The 19883-nt window shown below is 64.7% G+C and carries 14 protein-coding genes and 2 pseudogenes; 9 read left to right on the top strand and 7 right to left on the bottom strand.

The window, feature by feature from the left end:
- Positions 1–11: 11 nt before the first annotated feature.
- From IVB24_RS19180 to IVB24_RS19165, 4 genes are all read left to right on the top strand, one after another.
- Complete coding sequence (locus IVB24_RS19180) at positions 12–782, top strand: enoyl-CoA hydratase (RefSeq protein WP_247768090.1); 771 nt, start codon at positions 12–14, stop codon at positions 780–782.
- 134 nt (positions 783–916) lie between these two features.
- A complete protein-coding gene (locus IVB24_RS19175; RefSeq protein WP_247768089.1) occupies positions 917–2113 on the top strand; it encodes an acetyl-CoA C-acyltransferase in 1197 nt (398 codons plus the stop codon).
- Positions 2114–2223: 110 nt separating this feature from the next.
- Positions 2224–3519 (top strand): MFS transporter, encoded by a 1296-nt coding sequence (locus IVB24_RS19170; RefSeq protein ID WP_247768088.1) that lies wholly within the window; start codon positions 2224–2226, stop codon positions 3517–3519.
- 432 nt (positions 3520–3951) lie between these two features.
- Complete coding sequence (locus IVB24_RS19165; protein WP_247768087.1) at positions 3952–4950, top strand: IS110 family transposase; 999 nt, start codon at positions 3952–3954, stop codon at positions 4948–4950.
- 538 nt (positions 4951–5488) lie between these two features.
- Here the strand turns inward: IVB24_RS19165 and IVB24_RS19160 are convergent.
- The gene (locus IVB24_RS19160) at positions 5489–5983 is read right to left on the bottom strand and encodes a hypothetical protein (RefSeq protein WP_247768086.1); all 495 of its coding nucleotides are present in this window, start codon (positions 5981–5983) and stop codon (positions 5489–5491) included.
- 376 nt (positions 5984–6359) lie between these two features.
- Between IVB24_RS19160 and IVB24_RS19155 the strand changes: the two genes are divergently transcribed.
- A complete protein-coding gene (locus IVB24_RS19155; RefSeq protein WP_247768085.1) occupies positions 6360–7835 on the top strand; it encodes an FAD-binding oxidoreductase in 1476 nt (491 codons plus the stop codon).
- Between the two features lie 26 nt (positions 7836–7861).
- Here IVB24_RS19155 and IVB24_RS19150 read toward each other — a convergent pair whose 3' ends face one another.
- The 4 genes and pseudogenes from IVB24_RS19150 to IVB24_RS19135 all read right to left on the bottom strand — a co-directional run bounded on the left by IVB24_RS19150 (position 7862) and on the right by IVB24_RS19135 (position 12802).
- Positions 7862–8212 carry a hypothetical protein gene (locus tag IVB24_RS19150; protein ID WP_334249223.1) on the bottom strand — a complete coding sequence of 117 codons (351 nt, stop codon included), beginning with the start codon at positions 8210–8212 and terminating at the stop codon, positions 7862–7864.
- A gap of 342 nt (positions 8213–8554) precedes the next feature.
- Entirely contained in the window at positions 8555–10258 is a 1704-nt protein-coding gene (locus IVB24_RS19145; protein ID WP_247768083.1) for a GMC oxidoreductase, read from the bottom strand.
- An 81-nt stretch (positions 10259–10339) separates the two neighbouring features.
- Positions 10340–11898, bottom strand: a pseudogene (locus IVB24_RS19140) (carboxyl transferase domain-containing protein).
- The gene (locus IVB24_RS19135; RefSeq protein WP_094974628.1) at positions 11828–12802 is read right to left on the bottom strand and encodes a helix-turn-helix domain-containing protein; all 975 of its coding nucleotides are present in this window, start codon (positions 12800–12802) and stop codon (positions 11828–11830) included. The pseudogene IVB24_RS19140 and the gene IVB24_RS19135 overlap by 71 nt, the downstream one beginning before the upstream one ends.
- 96 nt (positions 12803–12898) lie before the next feature.
- Here IVB24_RS19135 and IVB24_RS19130 point away from each other — a divergent pair.
- From IVB24_RS19130 to glsA, 4 genes and pseudogenes are all read left to right on the top strand, one after another.
- A pseudogene (locus tag IVB24_RS19130) lies at positions 12899–13121 on the top strand (acetyl-CoA carboxylase biotin carboxyl carrier protein subunit).
- Between the two features lie 168 nt (positions 13122–13289).
- The gene (locus IVB24_RS19125) at positions 13290–14456 is read left to right on the top strand and encodes a TAXI family TRAP transporter solute-binding subunit (protein WP_247768082.1); all 1167 of its coding nucleotides are present in this window, start codon (positions 13290–13292) and stop codon (positions 14454–14456) included.
- A gap of 140 nt (positions 14457–14596) precedes the next feature.
- A complete protein-coding gene (locus IVB24_RS19120) occupies positions 14597–16669 on the top strand; it encodes a TRAP transporter permease (RefSeq protein ID WP_247768081.1) in 2073 nt (690 codons plus the stop codon).
- Positions 16670–16690: 21 nt separating this feature from the next.
- On the top strand, positions 16691–18538 hold the full coding sequence (glsA, locus tag IVB24_RS19115; RefSeq protein ID WP_247768080.1) for a glutaminase A: 1848 nt from the start codon (positions 16691–16693) through the stop codon (positions 18536–18538).
- A gap of 176 nt (positions 18539–18714) precedes the next feature.
- On the opposite strand, the gene IVB24_RS19110 is transcribed toward glsA, so the two are convergent.
- Both IVB24_RS19110 and IVB24_RS19105 read right to left on the bottom strand, forming a co-directional pair.
- Positions 18715–19017: a nucleoside triphosphate pyrophosphohydrolase family protein gene (locus IVB24_RS19110; RefSeq protein ID WP_162308507.1), complete on the bottom strand. Its 303-nt coding sequence runs from the start codon at positions 19015–19017 to the stop codon at positions 18715–18717.
- 26 nt (positions 19018–19043) lie between these two features.
- Entirely contained in the window at positions 19044–19571 is a 528-nt protein-coding gene (locus tag IVB24_RS19105; protein WP_166469652.1) for a carboxymuconolactone decarboxylase family protein, read from the bottom strand.
- Positions 19572–19883: the final 312 nt, after the last annotated feature.

Genomic DNA, 19883 nt, shown 5'->3' with positions numbered 1-19883 from the left:
GAGATGCCACGATGGAAATGCTCAACCCCCACTGCGGCGTGACGCGCGATGCGCGCGGCGTCGTTCAAGTCGTAATCTGCAACGCCGGCCCGCTCAACATTCTCGGCTCGCCGGTGACCGACGCCGTGCGCGAAGGCCTGCAGCAGCTTGCATCCGACCGCAGCATCCGCGTCGTGGTGCTGCGCGGCCAGAGCGAGAAGAGCCTGATCGGCGGCGCCGACATCAAGGAGATGGCCAAGCTCGACCAACGATCCGCCGAAGCCTTCATCAGCCGCCTGCGCGATCTCTGCGAGGCCGTACGTCAATTCCCGGCACCCGTGATCGCGCGCCTGCCCGGCTGGTGCCTCGGCGGTGGGCTCGAGGTCGCCGCCGCCTGCGATTTCCGGATTGCCGCGCATGATGCGCATTTCGGCATGCCGGAGGTACGCGTCGGCATCCCCTCGGTGATCCACGCGGCGCTCCTGCCTCGCCTGATCGGCTGGGCCCGCGCGCGCTGGCTGGTGATGACGGCGGAAAATATCGCCGCAGCCACCGCACTCGCCTGGGGACTGATCGACAAGGTCGCCCCAGCAGGCGAACTGGACGCCGCCGTCGAGCATCTGGTGAACACGCTGCTCGACTGCGGCCCCGAAGCGCTGCGCTCGCAGAAGGCGCTGCTGCGGCAATGGGAGGAGCTGCCGCTGACGGAGTCGGTGAATCTGAGCGTGAAAGTGTTCGGCGAGTCGTTCCTGACGGACGAGCCGACGCGGCTGATGGGCGCCTTCGTGAACAGGAAGAAATAGGGCCGCTCCTTCAAGCGCACGACCAAATCTCATCCCACCCACGACAATTTCTCATCCCTGGCGCGGGTTGCATTTTTTGCGTCGCATCATATGATGGTCATAATCTCATAGATCATCGCCAAGGGAGCTCCATCATGGCCGAAGCCGCCGATCCCGTCGTCATCGTTTCCGCCGCCCGTACCCCGCTCGGCCGCTTCATGGGCGAGCTGTCGCCGCTCCCCGCGCACAAGCTTGGATCGCATGTGATCGGCGCCGCGCTGGAGCGCGCGAGGCTGGCGCCGGAGAAGGTCGACGAGGTCTTCATGGGCTGCGTGCTGCCGGCAGGACAAGGCCAGGCGCCGGCGCGGCAGGCGGCACGCGCGGCCGGGCTGCCCGACGCCACCGGCGCGACCACCGTCAACAAGGTCTGCGGTTCCGGCATGAAAGCGACCATGCTGGCGCACGACATCATCCGTGCCGGCTCGGCCGACATCGTCATCTCCGGCGGCATGGAGAGCATGAGCAACGCGCCGTATCTGCTGACCAAGGCACGCGGCGGCTATCGCGTCGGTCACGACCGCATCATCGACCACATGATGATGGACGGCCTCGAGGACGCCTACGAGACCGGCCGTTCGATGGGCGATTTCGGCGAGGCCACCGCGGAGGCCTATCAGTTCACCCGCAAGGACCAGGACGCCTACGCGATGGAGACGCTCAGCCGCGCCCGCAAGGCCGTCGAGGGCGGTGCGTTCAAGGCCGAGATCGCGCCGATCACGCTCGCGGAGAAGGCTGGTCCCCGCATCGTCGCCAATGACGAGCATCCGCTGAAGGTCGATCCGGCGAAGATCCCCGGCCTCAAGCCGGCATTCCGCGCCAACGGCACCATCACGCCGGCCGCGTCCTCCGCCAATGCCGACGGCGCGGCAGCGCTCGTTCTGACGAAGCGCTCGCTTGCCGATCGGGGTGGCCTGCCCGTTCTCGCGGAGATCAAGGGCCACGCCACTCACAGCCAGGAGCCGCAATGGTTCACCACGGCGCCGATCCCGGCGATCCGCAAGCTGCTCGACAAGATCGGCTGGACCGCCTCCGACGTCGACCTGTTCGAGATCAACGAGGCGTTCGCCGTGGTGGCGATGGCGGCGCAGCGCGACCTCGGCATTCCCCGCGACAAGCTCAACATCAATGGCGGCGCCTGCGCGCTCGGCCATCCCATCGGCGCCACCGGCGCGCGGCTGATCGTGACGCTGCTGCATGCGCTCGAGGCGCAGAACCTCAAACGCGGTATCGCCGCGCTCTGCATCGGCGGCGGCGAAGCCACGGCGATCGCGGTGGAGCGGCTGGTGCGCTGATCCGCTTGTCCGAAATAGAGGGAAGTCTGTCATTTCAGACTTCCCTTGTTCATGCCAGATTGCAACGATGAATCGGGTCCCTCGGGCCCGCTAACCCACATTGAGGCCCAATGATCTCGAACTGGCTCGCGACAGCATTGTCCCGCCGCAACATCCACTATGGCTGGGTGATGGTCGGCGTCACCTTCCTCACCGCGCTCATCAGCGCGGGCACGGTTGGCGCGCCCGGCGTGTTCATCATTCCCTTGCAGAAGGAGTTCGGCTGGAGCACGGCGGAGATCTCCTCCGCGCTCTCGATCCGCTTCATCCTGTTCGGGCTGATGGCGCCGTTCGCCGCCGCCCTGCTCAACCGCTACGGCCTGCGCAACGTCACGCTGTTGGCCCAGCTTATCGTCGTCTCGGCGCTGCTCGCCTCGCTCGGGATGACGCAGGTCTGGCAGCTCGTCGCACTCTGGGGCGTCGTGATCGGCATCGGCACCGGCATGACCGCGCTGGTGCTGGGCGCCACGATTGCCACGCGCTGGTTCGCCGCACGGCGCGGCCTCGTCGTCGGCATTTTGACCGCGAGCGTCGCCACCGGCCAGCTCGTATTCCTGCCGCTGCTTGCAAGCCTGACCGAGCGCTACGGCTGGCGGCTGGCGCTCGGCTTCGTCTGCATCGCGCTTGGCGTTTCGGCACTGGGCGTACTCCTCGTCATGCGCGATCGTCCGAGCGATGTCGGCCTGCGCCCGTTCGGCGACGAGGGCACCGAGCCCCTGCCCGCTCCGCCCGTGAGCCACGGCTCGATCACGGGCGTGGCGCTCGGCACGCTGCGCGATGCGTCGAAGTCGCGCGCGTTCTGGATCCTGTTCGCGACCTTCTTCGTCTGCGGCGCTTCCACCAACGGTCTCGTCCAGGTACATCTGATTCCGATGTGCCTCGATTTCGGTATCCCGCAGGTGCAGGCCGCCAGCCTGCTCGCAGCCATGGGCATCTTCGACTTCTTCGGCACCATCATGTCGGGCTGGCTGTCGGACCGCTACGACAACCGCTATCTGCTGTTCTGGTATTACGGCCTGCGCGGGCTCTCGCTGATCTTCCTGCCCTTCAGCGATTTCTCGTTCTACGGCCTGTCGATCTTCGCGATGTTCTACGGTCTCGACTGGATCGCGACGGTGCCGCCGACGGTGCGCCTCACCGCGCAGAAATTCGGGCCCGAACGCGCCAATCTGGTGTTCGGCTGGATCTTTGCCGGCCATCAGCTCGGCGCCGGAACCGCCGCGTTCGGTGCCGGATTGTCGCGTACGGTCTATCAAAGCTACCTGCCCGCATTCTTCATCGCCGGTGCGCTCTGCGTGTTCGCCTCGCTGATCGTGCTGGCGCTCTCGCGGCAACCGAAGCTACAGCCAGCGGCGGCCTCGACCTAGTAAGCTTTGCGAGAGAGCCGCTTCCGCCGGGATGCGGACACACGTCCGCATTCTCGCGGCTCATTTCGCCCGAGCTTTGCTTTCTTCGTTGCGCCCTCTCGTTCAGAAAGGGCGCAGGGAAGGCCGGGCGCCGGCTGGCACCCGCAGTCCCATGTGCGAACAAGACGCGCACGGGGTGGACCACAGGTGTTGCCGGTCGCCCGGCCTTCCCTGCGCGGTTGGTTTTACGGCTTATGTCGCGCTCTTGTGTCTGGAAAATCTGCCAGAATGTGCGAACGGGCGGTTCTCGTAAAACCGCCCGTCGCTGGATCTGAGCCCGATCGTGCTCGAAGGCCTTGAGCCTGTCGGGGAGCTAGGGACAGATCCGGTGGTCTTCCTCAACCCGAACAGTTGCATGGGCTTCGAGCCCGGACCGAGCAAGGAAGGGATTGGATGATGGCACAAGACGGTCTGGTTGTCGCTGGCATCGACGTGGCCAAGGACAAGGTGGATGTGTGCATTCGCTCATTGTCACAACGGCAGGCGTTCCCAAGCACGCCGGAGGGGCGGCGAGCGTTGATCCGCTGGCTTCGAAAGCACAAGGTCGGCAAGGCCGCCATGGAGGCTTCCGGCGGCTATGAGCGGGAATGGGCCAAAGCGCTGCGCGAGGCTGGTATCGAAGCCCTGATCGTGGATCCGAAGCGGGTGCGCAACTTCGCTAGATCGGCCGGACGGCTCGCCAAGAACGATCCAATCGATGCGGAAATGATTGCCTGGTTCGCCGAGACCTTCATCGAGGCAAAGGGCCAAACGTACGATGCGGCACGTGAGAAACTGGTGCAGATCGTGAATGCGCGCCAGGCTCTGATCGACATGCGGACCAGCTTGCAAAGCAGGAATGAGCATTCCACACCTGACGTCGTGCAGAAAATGCAGGGCCGCCTGCTGAAGCAGATCACCTTGGAAGTTGCCAAGTTGGAAGCAGCGATCGCAGTTCTAATCAAGGCCACGCCGCGTTTTGCCGAACTCGCCGAGATCATCGAGAGCGTGCCGGGTCTTGGCGGGGGCACGTCGGCCGGATTGATCGGGGCGATGCCGGAACTCGGCCAGATCGGGGACAAAGTTGCTGCGGCACTGCTGGGTGCTGCGCCTTATGACGACGACAGCGGCAAACGTCGGGGCGTCCGTCATATCCAGGGCGGGCGCCGCAAAGTCCGCAACCTGTTCTACATGGCGTGCATGGGAGCCGCGACACGGCACAATCCCGTGCTCAAGGCCTTCTATGATCGCCTGATCGCCAAAGGCAAGAAGCCGAAGGTTGCGCTCACTGCCTGCATGCGTAAGCTGATCGTGATCCTCAACGTCATGATCGCACGCGGCGAGAAATGGGATGCCAAGCGGTACGAAGTCGGCGGCACCGCTCGGCTTCCGCCGAGCCCATGCACAGCCTGAAGATCGGTGAGCGGACGGGGTCAAGGCCGTCAGCCGCCGAAGGCGGTGGCGCGCGAGCGCCAGCCTTGAGGCCGGCCGGTCGCCGAGCTACTTCACAGTTGCTCCCCGGGGAGCGATGCACTATTGCCCCCGTCGCCTTGCGGATGACTGATGTCCCGACCCGGTTGGGCCGCAGCATCACCACAGACTTGACGCACAGACCCCGGGCGTCAGGACCACACGATTTTGCCGCCGCGCACATCCCCGCCCCTGTCTCCGATGGCTGGCGTGCGCTCGCCACCGGGACCGAACGAGGACGCTGTCAGCGCCGTGTCGTATCGCGCGTGCCGCTGCTCACGGGGGATTCCCGCCCTGCAGTCTGCCCAGCGCGCCGACGCCGTCGCGGCCACCGCCTCCCGGCCCGCGTCTCGTGACGATCGCGAAACGCCCCTTTCGGCGGGCGGGATGGGCAAGACATACGGCATATCCGAATTCTTGTAAAGCGAATTTTTGGATTGTCGCCTGCCCAACCCTCTCCCGGACTCTCCGGAGACAGACGTCACTTCGCGTCCTTGTTCAATTCGATCGCGACCTCCGCCATCCAGGAGCCCGGCGCCTCCATCAGAAAGGATTGCCGGTTGCTCCTGGTCTGGATCGTCACCAGCGCGGCCACCGTGTTCCCCTCTATTCGCGCCTCGATCAATCCGTCCTTGTTGGTGCCGTAGACCTTGCCGCCCTGCCGGTACTCGCTCTCGAACCAGTTGCCGGAAAGCTCCGTCCCGCTCTGCTCGATGTTCGCGGACAGGACCATCTTGTACGCATCGCTCGCGCAGCGCAGGTCGAGGGTCAACGACCGCCCCGGCCTGGTGACGTTGTAGGCTACCTTGCAGCGGACCTTCTCACGCGGACCGTCCGACGGCTTCATCGTGCCGGTACCCGACCATGCGCCGGCCAGACCGTCGAACACCGGCTCTGCGCACGAGGGGCTGGTGCCGACGAGCACGAGACAGGCCGCGCCGATGCCCATGCGCGCAGCCGAAATCTTCAATCGCATTCTGCCAATCCTGATTCGTGAAGTCTGAGCGCGTCCTACGCCCGGACAGCCGCAGGATGTTGACGGAGATGTTTAGAAACGTTGCTGAGATTGCCTGAACGTTGCCGGGCGGACGCATCAGTCGGAGATGAATCCGACATTGCCACGGCCGGCTTCCGTCGATCCCGTTCGGCCGCAAATCCCCCGCGGGGACGCAGATCAATCGCATCTTGCCCGCGAACCCTCGCCTCCAGGCCTGACGTCCCCTGCAGGCCGCATCCGCCACCGGCCCGAGATTCGAGACATCTTGCCGTTAGACTCCCTGCGCCAAACGTGAACAATAGCAGGGCACGTTACGTGCGCAGTGCACAGCAAGATGCGCCAAGGGGAAACGAAAATGCCGACTGCCTTCCCGTCGTCCGAACCCACCATTCCGACCGCGCCCTTGACCGCCGAGATGCGCGATGCGCTGCGCGCGGTCGTGGGTGAGAAGGGCCTCATCGAGGACGAGCACGGCAAGCAGCCGTTCGTGACGGATTGGCGGGGATTGCTGGCTGGCAATGCCGGCGCCGTCGTCCGGCCCGGCAGCACCGAGGAAGTCGCGAAAGTGGTCCGGCTTTGCCATCAGCACGGTGTCGCCATCGTACCGCAGGGTGGCAACACCGGCCTGATGGGTGGGGCCACGCCCTGGCCTGCACACACCGGCATCGTATTGTCGCTCGGCCGCATGAACCGCGTGCTGGACGTCGATCCCGTCGGCTATGCCATGACGGTCGAGGCCGGCTGCGTGCTGCAGACGCTTCAGGAGACGGCCAGCCGGCACGACAGGTTCCTGCCGCTCAGCCTCGGCGCCCAGGGCTCGTGCATGATCGGCGGCAATTTGTCGACCAATGCCGGTGGCGTGCAGGTGCTGCGCTACGGCAATGCCCGCAATCTCGTGCTGGGGCTGGAAGTGGTGCTGCCGAGCGGCGAGGTCTGGGACGGATTGCGCGCGCTGAAGAAGGACAACACCGGCTATGACCTCAAGCATCTCTTCATGGGCGCCGAAGGCACGCTCGGCATCATCACCAAGGCCGTGCTCAAGCTTTGGCCGGCGCCGAAGGACGTCTCGACATCGTGGCTGGCGATCCGCGATCCACGCGCGGCCCTGGAGATCCTGTCGGAGGCGCATGCGGCATCCGGAGACAATGTCGGCTCCTGCGAGCTGATGAGCCGCGCCGCCATCGACATGGTGCTGCGCCATATTCCCGGCACCCAGGATCCTCTCAAGGCGAACACGCCATGGTACCTGCTGCTGGAATGGTCGTCGTCGCGGGCGCGCCAGGACGGCGCGGAGGGCATGTCCGAGAAGATGGAGCAGTTTCTCGCCGATCAGCTCGAGGCCGGCCGCGTGCTCGATGCGGTGATCGCTCAGACGGTCGGTCAATCGCGCAACATGTGGCGCATCCGCGAAACTGTCGCCGAGGCCTCCCGGGCCGAAGGTCCGGGGCTCAGCTTCGATGTGTCGGTGGCCATCTCCCGGATTCCGGAGTTCATCGACAAGGGCATCAGGGACGTGCGCGATATTCTCCCGACCATCAGGCCCTATCCTCTCGGGCACATCGGCGACGGCAATCTGCATTTTTCGTTCATGGGGCCATCAGGCATGGATCAGCAGACGCTGACCCAATACAAGGGCGCCATCACGCGGGCCGTGAACGATCTCGTCACCTCGATGGGCGGCTCGATCTCGGCGGAACACGGCATCGGCATCGACAAGCTCGACGAGCTCAGCCATTACCGCTCGAAGACCGAACTCGACATCATGCGGACCATCAAGCGCGCGCTCGATCCCGAGAACATCATGAATCCCGGCAAGGTGCTCCGGCTGTGATGACGCCGGGCACCTGCGCCATGGTCTCAGCCGCGCGGATTGACGACCGTATAACCCCGCAGCGAACGCGCGTGGATGCGCGTGGCGTGACCGCCGGAATTGGCGTCATACGCCATCCAGGTGTCGCCTGCGAGATGCTGCTCCAGAACGAAGACATGGCCGCGGCGCGCCGCGACCATGCCCGGCGCCGGCGCCGTGCGCGGAAAGCGCAGCCAGTTCGACGCCAGATTCAATTCCGGCACGACGCGGCCGAACACGCGCAGGGACGCACCGCAACCGCAGAAGGATGAGGGACAACCGGCCGGCCGGCCGCCGACGACGCGATCGCCTGACGTGCCGATGATCGTGGTGGCGCTGCCTGCATCGCCCACTGTCATTCGCGTTGAGCGATAGGCCTGTAGCTGTTGCCGGGGAGCCCTCGCGCGGTGCGTTTGCGAATACGAGAAATCGCAGGGCATGGTGACGTTGCATTCGGACGCTTGAACAATGCGATAAGGCCGCGCTTCCGAAGCGGCGGAGGCGGCGACAACGAGGAAACACGCGGAAACAACTTGCTTGATCATTGCAGGACTCTGAGCTGGAGGGGTCCTGCCCCGTTTCGGAGAAACCAATATCGGTTTGACCGAAATTGGCCCAAAGTATGGCAGAAATTGGCTTCTGCTTCCGCCCTTCACTTAGGTTATGTTCAAGTCGCGCCAGAGCCGCGCGTGCGCGAGGACTCAACCGGACTGCATCATCGCATCAGCAATCTTCTCTGCCGACATCAGCACGGGGAAGTTGGTGTTGGCGCATGGCACCACCGGAAAGATCGAGGCGTCGACGACGCGCAGGCCCTGGATGCCCTTGACGCGCCCCTGATTGTCGACCACCGCCATCGGATCATCGGCGCGGCCCATGCGGCATGAGCAGGATGCGTGCCAGACGCCGATGGTCGCCTTGCGCACGAAGGCTTCCAGCGCCTCGTCGTCATTGATCACCTGATCGAAGGTGAAACCTTCAACCACGAAATTGTCGATCATGTAATGGCGCAGCGCCGCCGGTCCGTCCATCAGCGTCGCGGCGATCCTGGTCAGGATCCTGTTCTTGTTATTGACCACGCCGATCTTGCGGACCTTGTCGGTATAGGCGGCCGGGAACGGCTTGTCCGTCACCGCCTTCACGATATCGCTCATTTGAATGGCCGCCATCTTGCGGAAGCCGCTCATCAGGCGATCGAGATCGCGCCGGTCGGACAACAGATTGAACTCGACGATCGGCTCGGCCGAAGGATCACGCGAGGCGAGCTTGACCTGACCGGTCTCGGAATAGGTCTTGTTGACGAAGGTCAAGAGCGAGCCGATCTGCTCGCCGACCGCATGCCAGGCCGATTTGGAGAGCAGCACGACGAACATGTCGCCCTTCGGCACGCCTGCGAGACCGGAGGAATAGCGCAGGCCGAGCTGCATGTGGCGCCTGGTGTGCTCGTTCATGCGCGCGCCGCGGCGTACGAAGGACGACAGCGAGATCGAGGGATGATCCATCAGGCGCTGCCCGACGCCGGGCAGTCCCATCAGCACGGGAATGCCCATATCCTTGAGGTGGCCGACCGGGCCGATGCCGGCACGCAGCAGATGCGCCGGTGAATGGATCGCGCCGCTGGAGAGGATGATCTCGCGGCCCCGGAATTCCTGCTCGCGACCGTTCACCACGGCCTTCACGCCGACGCATTGCGTGCCTTCGAACAGCAGCTCGCGGACTTGCGTGTTGGTGGAGATGGTGAGATTGGCGCGCTGGCGGGTGTCGCGATCGAGATAGCCCATCGCGGCCGAAACTCGCTGCTCGGCCTGGTTCGAATGCGTCACCGGGAAGAAGCCGTCGACGAACTCGCCGTTCTGGTCCGGCAGGAATTGATGGCCGGCCTGCTGGAAAGCATTGGCGAAGGCCTGCGAATGCTTCGTCCAGTGCTCGCGCGGGATGCGGCGCACCGGGATCTTGCCGTCCTTGCCGTGGTAGGGACCGTCGAAATCGAGATCGCGTTCGACCTTCTTGAAGAACGGCAGCACATCGTTCCAGCGCCAGCCCTCGGCGCCCCGCGCGTCCCATTCGTCGTAATCGGTAGGCGCGCCGCGGTTGGCCATCTGGCCGTTGATCGACGATCCCCCGCCGAGCACGCGCGCCTGCTCGTATTTGCGCAAAGGGGGACGGGCTTCGTTCGGATTGTTGTGGCTGACGACCTGGGTCGTGACCTTGAGCTCGGTCCAGTGGAAGCGCGGATCGAAATAGGCCGTGCCCGGATAGCTGTCCCTGATCTCGGCCGGCTCGTTGCCGGGCGGCGTGTCCTGACCGGCTTCGCACAGCAGGACCTTGTTGGCACTCTTCGCCGAAAGCCGGTGGGCCAGCACGGACCCCGCCGAGCCGCCGCCCACGATGATGAAGTCATACACGATTGGCGCTTCCTGTCGTTCTTCTGGGATTGTCGCGCGTCTATTGAGTTTCTGGATTGCTTCGCAACGACAGCCATTCTCCTACGGCCTGATCGAAAAGTTCTCCGGCGGTCCCGGCTTGCGCAAGGGCTCTGCCAGGCGCGCGAATTCGCACAGCAGCGACCTCGTCTTGCGGGGATCGATGATCTCCTCGACCCAGAATTTCTCGGCCGAGCGGAACGGCGAGCGCAGCTTGTTGAGACGCTCCTGGATTTCCTCCAGCTTGGCCGCCTTGTCCTCGGCCGCGTCGATGTCGGCGCGGTAGGCGGCCTCGATGCCGCCTTCGAGCGGCAGCGAGCCCCATAGGCCGAGGGCCAGGCGTAGCGGATCGAGAAGTGGTCGGCCGGCTGGTGCACGACACCGGCAACACCGAACGCGTTGCGAAGGATCACGGTGCACCAGGGCACGGTGGTCTGGTTCACCGCGGCCATGACGCGGACGCCGTGACGGATGGTCGCCGCCTTCTCGGCATCGAGACCGATCATGAAGCCCGGGCAATCCATGAGATAGACGACCGGCAGGTGGAAGGTCTCGGCGAAGTCGACCCAGCGCACCACCTTCTGGCAGGCATCCGCCGTCCAGGAGCCGCCATAGTGAAAGCTGTCGCTGGCGAGCAGCAGCACGGCCCTGCCTTCGAGCCGGGCGAGACCGACAATGATGGGCTTGCCGAAATTCTTGCCGACCTCGAAGAACGAGCCCCTGTCGACGACCGACTCGATGATCGGGCGCACCTTGTAGACCTGCTTGCGGTTGCGCGGCACCGCATTCATCAATGCTTCGTCGCTGCGCTCCGGATTGTCGGTGCAGCGCAAGGTCGGCGGCAGCTCGTACACCGAGGACGGCAGGTAAGACAGGAAGCGCCGCGCGCAGGCGAAGGCCTCTTCCTCGGTGTCGACGGCATGATCGATCGCGCCGGCGCGGGTCTGGATGTCGGCGCCGCCGAGCTCCTCCTTCGAGAGGTCCTGCCCCAGCGCCTTCACCACCGGCGGCCCCGCGACGAACATCGCGGACTTCCGGGTCATGATCGAATAGTGGCTGGCGGCAAGCCGCGCGGCACCGAGCCCTGCGACAGAGCCGAGGCCGAGTGCGACCACCGGCACGCGCGACAGGTTCTCCGTCGTGAAGCGATACCAGCGCGTGCCGCCGATGCCGCCCGGCAGGTTCGCCGCGCCCTTGGTCTCGATGGTCTTGACCGAACCGCCGCCGCCGGAGCCTTCGACGATGCGGACGATGGGCAGACGGAGATCATGCGCCATCTCCTCCGCCATCAACGGCTTTGCGGAGATCGACGCATCCGCCGAACCACCACGGACCGTGAAATCGTCGCCGACCACGACCACGGTGCGGCCATCGACGCGCGCGCGGCCGAACACGCAGTTCGCCGGCGTCAATTTCTGAAGCTCGCCGCTGGAATCGTACTCACCGATGCCGGAGACGGCACCAATCTCGTGGAAGCTGCCGCGATCAATCAGCTTGTCGATACGCTCCCGAACAGTCAGCCGGCCCTGGTCATGCTGTCGCTTGACCTTGTCAACGCCGCCCATCTCCCGCGCGAAGGCTTCGCGCCGGGCGAGCTCGTCGAGTTCCGGCTTCCAGTTCATTCAGGCCCTCCGAATTGATCGGCTTGTTATTGTTGTGCACGGCCATTGCGACCGGTTTGCGCGAAATGCGGTTGTTGAAGGCATCGCCTTCCGCCCCCTCCATCAGGCTGCCGAGCGAACGGCCGAGCTCGAGCATCAGGGGTGCGACTTCGGCATGCAGCCGCTGCTCGTCATACATCGTGGACAGAAGGCCGATCGTGATGACGACGTAGGTCTGGTACTGCGGCGACCAGATCGGCACCGCGAGCCCGTTGATGTGCGGGCTCCATAGGCCGCAGGCCACGACATAGCCGCGCTCGCGCAACATCTGCCGGTTGGCCTCGATGCGGGGCTTCAGGATCTTGGCGGCCTCGGGCGCTTCGCGTTCGACGTCCGCGATGAAGGCGTCGCCGATCTCCGGCGCCAGCGCCGCGGTGTAGGCCGCGCCCGCGGCGGTCGAGGCCATCGAGATGCGGCTGCCGGTGCCCTCGTGCAGGCCCAGCGCGGTCGCCGAGCGCGCGAACTGCAGATAGACCAGATGGAAGCGATCGGGCACGACGAAGCCGACGGTGCCCGGCAACTGCTCGGCGACTTCCTGCAGCCGCTGCCGGATCATGCTGCGCAGCTGCGCGCCCTTCATCATCGAGGCGCTCATCGCCACAGCGCTCGGGCCGATGCGATATTTCTGATCGCGCGGCAGATAGACCAGCTGGCCCATGCGCGTCAGCGTGTGCGTGAGCCGCGACACCGTCGAGCGCGGCAGGCCGCAGCGATTTGAAATCTCGAGATTGCCGAGCCTCGCCTCGTGGCCCTCGAAGCATCGCAACACGTCGAACGCGCGCGAGACCACCTGGATGACATCACCCTCGCCGGCATCGCCAGCGAGCACGCCTTGCCTACTCAACCGCTCGGATCGTCTTCCCATATGTTCCCTACCGTCTGTTCCGCTGTGCGGAATTAAATTCCACTTGGAGACGACGCTACCTCACTCATTTTGCGACGACAACAAAAAGGCGATGGCATGCCAGAAATTAAGATCGTCACGGAGGTTCGCCGGGCGCGTCTGCGCAACTCCCGTGCAAGTTGGAGGAACCCTTGCGGATGGCGATGAAATTGTAATCGTCGAAGCCATGAAGATAGAGGTACCGGTGTCTTCGCCCGCAGGCTGCACGATCACGTTGCTTCCAGTGGAGCTCGACGACGTCGTTGCGGAGGGACAGGCGGTCGCGATCGTCGCGAGCTGACTGCGTTCTCCGTTGCTTCCGCGGCAATCTGTCAGTCTCATTCCCAAACGCGCGGTACGGCGTTGCCATCGCCTGATACGGATGACATGATCCGTCTCAAACAAAACTCTGTTTCAAACAAAGAACGAAAATCTTCGCGGCGAACGCGGAGATCATTGGGAGGGAAACATGCTTCGTGGGCTGCTCATGCTCGCGCCTGCCTTGGTGGCCGGCATTTCTTTTGCGTCTACACGCTATTCGTTCGCCGAAGACATCAAGCTGCCGGCGACGTTGACGTTCACCGCCTATGACACCGGAACTGCCGGCTTCAACATCGCCGTCGGCGTCGGCAAGATGATGAAAGACAAATACGGCACCGACGTGCGCGTGCTGCCCGCCGGCAACGACGTCGCCCGCCTCGCGCCACTGCGCGCCAAGCGGGCCGCATCCTCGGCGATGGGATCCGGCACCTACTTCGCGCAGGAAGGCATGTTCGAGTTCGGCGCGAAGGAATGGGGCCCGCAGCCGCTCCAGATCCTGCTCTCGAGCGTCGACTGCAATTGCGGTTCGCTCGGCGTCGCCGCCGACACCGGCGTGAAGGAGCTGAAGGACCTCAAGGGCAAGCGTGTCGGCTTCGTGGTCGGCTCGCCCGCGCTGAACCAGAACTCGCTTGCCGTGCTCGCCTTCGCCGGGCTGACTCAGAAGGACGTCAAGGCTGTCGAATTCGCAAGCTACGGCGCGATGTGGAAAGGGCTGATCAACAACGACGTCGATGCCGCCTTCGGCACCACCATCACCGGCCCCGCCAAGGAAGCCGAGACCTCGCCGCGCGGCCTGATCTGGCCGCCGCTGCCCGCCAAGGACAAGGAAGGCTGGGCGCGGATGCAGAAGGTCGGCTCGTTCTTCTTCCCGCAAACCGCGACCTGCGGCGCCGGCATCACACCGGAGAAGCCGGTCGAGCTCGGCAACTACCCCTACCCGATCTTCGTCGCCTACGCCTCGCAGCCGGCCGATCAGGTCTATGCGATCACCAAGGCGATGATCACGAATTACGATGCCTACAAGGATTCGGCGCCCGGTGCCGGCGGGCTCGCGGCCAACCGTCAGACCAAGAACTGGGTGGTGCCGGTGCATCCCGGCTCGGTGAAGGCGCTGAAGGAAGCCGGGCAATGGAGCGATGCGCAGGAGGCGCACAACAACGGACTGATCAAGCGGCAAGAGGTGCTGGCAGCCGCGTGGACCGATTACGGCAAATCCAATCCGCCCTCGGACGACAAGGCATTCCTCGACGGCTGGATGAAGTCCCGCGCGGCGGCGCTTGCGAAAGCCAGCATGCCGAACGGGTTCGAGGATTAGGGCGGATGGGCTCACTCGTTGCCACGCGCGAAGTGCTCAACCTCTCCCGCATGCGGGAGAGGTTGAGCCCGCAGCGCGAGCAATTCAAGCAACTGCCATTCGCATAATCTGCGTTCCACTGCCCTCGCGCGGGATCGGTCATGTCTGTTTCCACCTCCATCGCCCCGCAAGGCGAGCCCAAGCGGGTCGTGTTCGACGACCCCCACGGCGCGGCCGGCAACATGCAGGAAGCCGAGGTCACGCGCGTGCGCACCTTGCGCGGCGCCTGGCGCTGGACGCTGGTGGCGGCGACCGCGGCGACGATCCTGCTCTGCATCAACCAGCAATTCTCGCTGCGCTTCTTCATCGGCTACACCCAGCTCAACACGGAGTATTTCTATCTCCTGATCGCCTTGATGCTGCCCTTCACCTTCCTGATCTTTCCGGGCACGGAGCGTGCGCCGCTCGACCGGATTCCCTGGTACGACCTCGTCCTGTTCGTCGCGACTTTCGCCGCGGCGCTGCTCTTGATGTCGAGCGTGCGCAAGGCGGCGGAAGCCGGCTGGGAATTCGGCGGCGCGCCGAACAACGTGATCGCGGCGGGCCTCGTGATGTGGGCGATGCTGATGGAGGCGCTGCGCCGTACCGGCGGCTGGAGCCTGCTGTTGAGCGTGCTCCCCTTCACCGTCTATCCGCTGTTCGCCGAATCCGGCTGGCTCGGGCCGTTCCGCGGCACCCAGTCGACACTGGAGCAGGCAACCGCCTATCACGTGCTGTCGGGTGAAAGCCTGCTCGGCATCCCCATTCAGGCCTTCGCCGACACCGTGATCGGATTCCTGGTGTTCGGCACCGCGCTGATGATGACCGGCGCCGGAAAGTTCTTCATCAACCTCGCCTTCGCGCTGTGCGGCACGTTCCGCGGCGGCGCGGCGAAGGTCTGCATCTTCGCCAGCGGCCTGCTCGGCATGATGTCGGGCTCGATCATCTCCAACGTGCTGACCGCTGGCACCATGACCATCCCCGTGATGAAGAAGAGCGGCTTCCGCGCCTCCTATGCCGGCGCGATCGAGGCCTGCGCCTCGACCGGCGCGGTGCTGGCGCCGCCGGTGATGGGCGCGACTGCCTTCGTGATCGCGCAATTCCTCAATGTCAGCTACGCCGACGTCGCGCTCGCCGCGATCATTCCGGCCGTGCTCTACTATATCGGGCTGTTCATGCAGGTCGATTCCTACGCCGCGCGCCACGGGCTGAAGGGCATTCCGCGCGCCGAGCTGCCGCGGATCATGGATACGATCAAGGACGGCTGGTACTACGTCTTCGTCATCGCCTTGCTGATCGTGATGCTGCTCTACTTCAAGCGCGAGAGCCACGCACCGTTCTACGCGACCGCGCTGCTGCTGGTGCTCAACCAGTTCTTCTCCAAGGACACGCGCTGGACCTTTGCGACCATCGGCAAATTCCTGGAGGTCAACGGCCGCACCTTCGTCGAGCTGGTCGGCATCCTCGCCGGATGCGGCCTCCTGATCGGCGCATTCTCGATGACCGGCGTGGTGTCGAGCCTTGCCAACGACCTCCTGCACATTGCCGGCGACAATCCGTTCCTGCTGCTCGGCATGTGCGCGCTCACCAGCCTCATCCTCGGCCTCGGGCTGACGACGACGGCCTGCTATATCTTCCTCGCCATCCTGGTCGCGCCGGCGCTGGAAAAGCTCGGGTTGAACAAGATGGCCGTGCACATGTTCATCTTCTATTGGGGCATGCTGTCGTCGATCACGCCGCCGGTCGCGATCGCTTCCTTCGCCGCGGCTGGCATTGCCGGCTCGCCGGCGATGAAGACGGGCTGGGAATCGATGTGGGTCGGCAGCATCATCTATTTCATCCCGTTCTTCTTCGTGCTCAATCCGGCGCTGGTGCTGCAAGGGCCGAGTCCTTATCTAGCCGCTCTCGGCCTGATGGGACTTGCCGCGTTCGGCACGTTGTTCATCTGCGGCGGCATCCAAGGCTATCAGCCCTTCGTCGGGGACCTGCGCGGCGCAGGCAGCCTCGAATGGCCAATCCGCGTGCTGCTGGTGATCGGCGGCTTCGTGGTGGCAACGCCGGGCGGCGGGATCATGCCGCTGTCGCAGATGCAGGTGACGCTGCTCGGCCTTGGCATCCTCCTGCCCACGGTTCTGATCGCCCTGCTGCTGGTCCGGCGGCAGGCCGTGGTGCCGAACGGGTTGCGCGTACCCTGATTGCGTTGCACAAGAGAGGCGATGACCCCGCTCTCGCCTCTCGCCGCCGCCTGGACCCGCTCGAAGCCGCCCTTGCTGCGGTTTCTGGACAATTGCCTCAACGAATTCTCTGCCGAAACTTCAGGCAGCGTCGCCAATTACATTCCAGAACTGAGCAAGGCTGATCCTGCCTGTTTTGGCATCAGCCTCGCGACACTGGACGGCCATGTCTACGAAGTCGGCGACTCCAGGGTGCCCTTCACCATCCAGTCCATGTCAAAGCCGTTCGTGTTCGCGCTGGCGCTGGACCTGCTCGGCGCAGGCCGGGTCGAGAGCGCGATCGGCGTCGAGCCGTCGGGAGATCCCTTCAACTCGATCCGGCTCAATGCCGACAACCATCCGTTCAACCCGATGGTCAATGCCGGCGCGATCGCCTGCACCGGGTTGATCTACGACAGCAAGGGACCCGAGGCCTTCGAACAGATCCGCCTCGCGCTGAGCCGCTTCGCAGGCCGCGATCTCGCCGTGGACGAAGCCGTCTACGCCTCGGAGAGCCAGACCGGCGACCGCAACCGCGCCATCGGCTACCTCCTGAAGACCAATGCGGTGATCTCGGACAATGTCGCAGGCGTCCTCGACGTCTACTTCCGGCAATGCGCGGTGCTGGTCACCGCGCGCGACATCGCGGTGATGGCGGCAACGCTCGCCAATCGCGGCGTCAATCCGGTCACGGGCGAGCAGGTGCTGAGCGCCTACGCGATCTCCCGCACGCTGTCGGTGATGACCTCGTCGGGCATGTACGACTATGCCGGCGAATGGATCTACCGGATCGGCATTCCCGCCAAGAGTGGCGTCGGCGGCGGCATCCTCGCCGCCCTCCCCGCCCGCCTCGGGCTCGGCAGCTATTCGCCGAAGCTCGACAAGCATGGCAACAGCGTGCGCGGCATCAAAGTCTGCGAGGCGTTGTCGGCGCATTACGACCTGCATATGCTCAACCGCAGCGACGACGCCCGCAACGCCGTCATCGCCGACTACGACATCGGCAAGAGCCCGTCACGCCGCGTACGCCGGCCGCAGGAGCGCGAGATCCTCGCCGCCCATGAGCAGGAGGTGCGGATCATCGAGCTGGTCGGCACGCTGTCGCTGTCGGCGGTCGACTACGTCTCCCGCCGCCTCGCCGCCCGGCCCCGCCCCCAATTCGTGATCTTCGATCTGCACCGCGTCACCTCCACCACCCGCGCCGGCGCGCGGCTGGTCGCCGAGGCGTTCGAGGAGCTCGCAGCACTCAACGTCACGGTGGTGCTGTCGGGCGTCAGGCGCGCCTCCAAGGAATGGGATACGTTGCGGGAATGGACGGCCGAGCTGAAGAACGTCCGCGACTTCTATCTGCTCGACACCGCGATCGAATGGGCCGAAGACCAGATCGTCTACCGCTATGGCGGCTCGATCGACTTCCACGAGACCACCGAGCTTGCCGAGCAGCCGCTGCTCGAGGGCCTCGGCGAGGACGAGCTGACGGACCTCGGCTCGATCTGCACCATCCGCACCTATCAGTCCGGCGCCAAGATTCTCACCACGGGTGATCCCGCCGATTCCCTGTTCTTCCTGCGCAGCGGCGCCGTGCATGTCACGCTGCCCGACGGCGTGCGGCTCGCGACGCTGACCGCGGGCATGGCGTTCGGCGAGATGGCGCTGCTGGAGACGACGCGCTCGGCCGACGTGTTCGCCGACATGGCGGCGACCGCGTTCGAAGTGCCGCTGAAGGCGTTTGAACGCTTCCGCAAGCAGCACCCGCGCGCCAGCGAGCGCGTCATGCGAAATCTGGCGCAACTACTGGCCGATCGCCTGATCGTCGCCAACGCCAAGGTGGATATCCTGACGTCGACGTGAGCGCACGCCTCGTCCTTCGAGACGACCGCTTCGCGGTCTCCTCAGGATGAGGCTGAGCAGCAGCAGTGCTCGTTGAAACTGCAGCCGCGCATTCGGTCCTCATCCTGAGGGCCCGCCACCGGCGGGCGTCTCGAAGGATGGCAACAGGGAGGCGATCGACCGCCCCTTACCTTGCCCTAGCGGCTCGCCGCCTCGCTCAGCCGTCGCTTGATCTTGGCGGCGCTTGCCTTGAGCAGTTCGGATGGCTGCTGGCCGGTCGCAGCGCACAGGCAGGCCCAGTAATAAATGACGTCGCCCAGCTCATCGACGAGCCCCGCCTTGTCGAGCCAGTCATCGCGCAGCAGCTTCTTGATGTGATCGGCGACCTCGCCGGCCTCGCCGGCGAGGCCGAGACCCAGATACGACAAGCGCTCGTTGGACGGACGCTCATCGACTTTGGCAATGGTCGCGGCCCATGCCGCATAATCATCGATCGTCATGAGCATCCCTCGCAGCAAGCTTTGGATTAGCCCACCACTTCAGTGACGGGCTGGAGATCGATCTCGAACGTCTCCAGGAATTTCGAGGTCATGATGTAGAAGCCGACCGAGAGCTGCAGCTCGACCAGCGCGGCCGGCGTCAGTTTCGCTGCGATCGCCTTGAAGGTGGCGTCGGTCGGCTTCTTCAGCTTCACGATCTCGTCGGCGAAGGCGAGCGCGGCGCGCTGGACCTCGTCGAAGCAGGTCGCGGCCTGCCAGTTCTCGAGCGCCTCGTTCTGCGCGTCGGTGACGCCGACATTCTTGCCGATCCGCTTGTGCGCGACGATCTCGTACGGTGCCTCGCACAAGATGCCGGTGCGGGTGATCGCGAGCTCGCGCACGACCGGATCGAGCTCGCCCTTGTGGCGGATGGCGCCGCCCAAGCGACAGTACTGCTCGAAGTAGCTCGGCGAGTGCGCCATCATCCGGAAGATGTTGGCATTGCGATTCTTGTCGAGAATCTCGCGGGTACGGTCGGATGCCTTGGACGGGTCGCTGTAGTTGATGCGGGCCATGATTTTCCTGAAGTTTTCCCTGAGCTTTTGATGCTTTTTGTCGCCAGCGGCGAAAGTTCCACGAAACTCTATTCTTGCGCGTCCTTGGGAGCAACAACATCGAGTCAAAATGCCGCCGCATTGCTGATCGACCCTGAGACAGTCGATATTCGCCGCGTGGGGACAAATCGCGGTGAGTACTCGCAAATGGGGTGTTCCGAGTAAAACAATTGGCCGTCGGGTGCGCTAGCCGCACAACGATGAGTCACGCCCAAGTCTAGGGAGAAAATGGATGAAGGAAGCCACCAAGGGGGCGGCCTCGGGAGCGCTCGC

Source organism: Bradyrhizobium sp. 192 (genome assembly GCF_023100965.1).
Classification (GTDB): Bacteria; Pseudomonadota; Alphaproteobacteria; order Rhizobiales; family Xanthobacteraceae; genus Bradyrhizobium; species Bradyrhizobium symbiodeficiens.
The sequence above is the reverse complement of the archived record's forward strand: the minus strand, read 5'-3'. Positions and strand labels throughout refer to the sequence as shown.

Bases quoted from the DNA above. Each gene is read 5' to 3' on its own strand.
- glsA (WP_247768080.1), top strand. From the start codon at position 16,691: ATGACCCCGCTCTCGCCTCTCGCCGCCGCCTGGACCCGCTCGAAGCCG.
- IVB24_RS19160 (WP_247768086.1), bottom strand. From the start codon at position 5,983: ATGCGATTGAAGATTTCGGCTGCGCGCATGGGCATCGGCGCGGCCTGT.
- IVB24_RS19170 (WP_247768088.1), top strand. From the start codon at position 2,224: ATGATCTCGAACTGGCTCGCGACAGCATTGTCCCGCCGCAACATCCAC.
- IVB24_RS19125 (WP_247768082.1), top strand. From the start codon at position 13,290: ATGCTTCGTGGGCTGCTCATGCTCGCGCCTGCCTTGGTGGCCGGCATT.
- IVB24_RS19180 (WP_247768090.1), top strand. From the start codon at position 12: ATGGAAATGCTCAACCCCCACTGCGGCGTGACGCGCGATGCGCGCGGC.
- IVB24_RS19110 (WP_162308507.1), bottom strand. From the start codon at position 19,017: ATGACGATCGATGATTATGCGGCATGGGCCGCGACCATTGCCAAAGTC.
- IVB24_RS19165 (WP_247768087.1), top strand. From the start codon at position 3,952: ATGATGGCACAAGACGGTCTGGTTGTCGCTGGCATCGACGTGGCCAAG.
- IVB24_RS19155 (WP_247768085.1), top strand. From the start codon at position 6,360: ATGCCGACTGCCTTCCCGTCGTCCGAACCCACCATTCCGACCGCGCCC.
- IVB24_RS19175 (WP_247768089.1), top strand. From the start codon at position 917: ATGGCCGAAGCCGCCGATCCCGTCGTCATCGTTTCCGCCGCCCGTACC.
- IVB24_RS19105 (WP_166469652.1), bottom strand. From the start codon at position 19,571: ATGGCCCGCATCAACTACAGCGACCCGTCCAAGGCATCCGACCGTACC.
- IVB24_RS19150 (WP_334249223.1), bottom strand. From the start codon at position 8,212: ATGACAGTGGGCGATGCAGGCAGCGCCACCACGATCATCGGCACGTCA.
- IVB24_RS19135 (WP_094974628.1), bottom strand. From the start codon at position 12,802: ATGGGAAGACGATCCGAGCGGTTGAGTAGGCAAGGCGTGCTCGCTGGC.
- IVB24_RS19120 (WP_247768081.1), top strand. From the start codon at position 14,597: ATGTCTGTTTCCACCTCCATCGCCCCGCAAGGCGAGCCCAAGCGGGTC.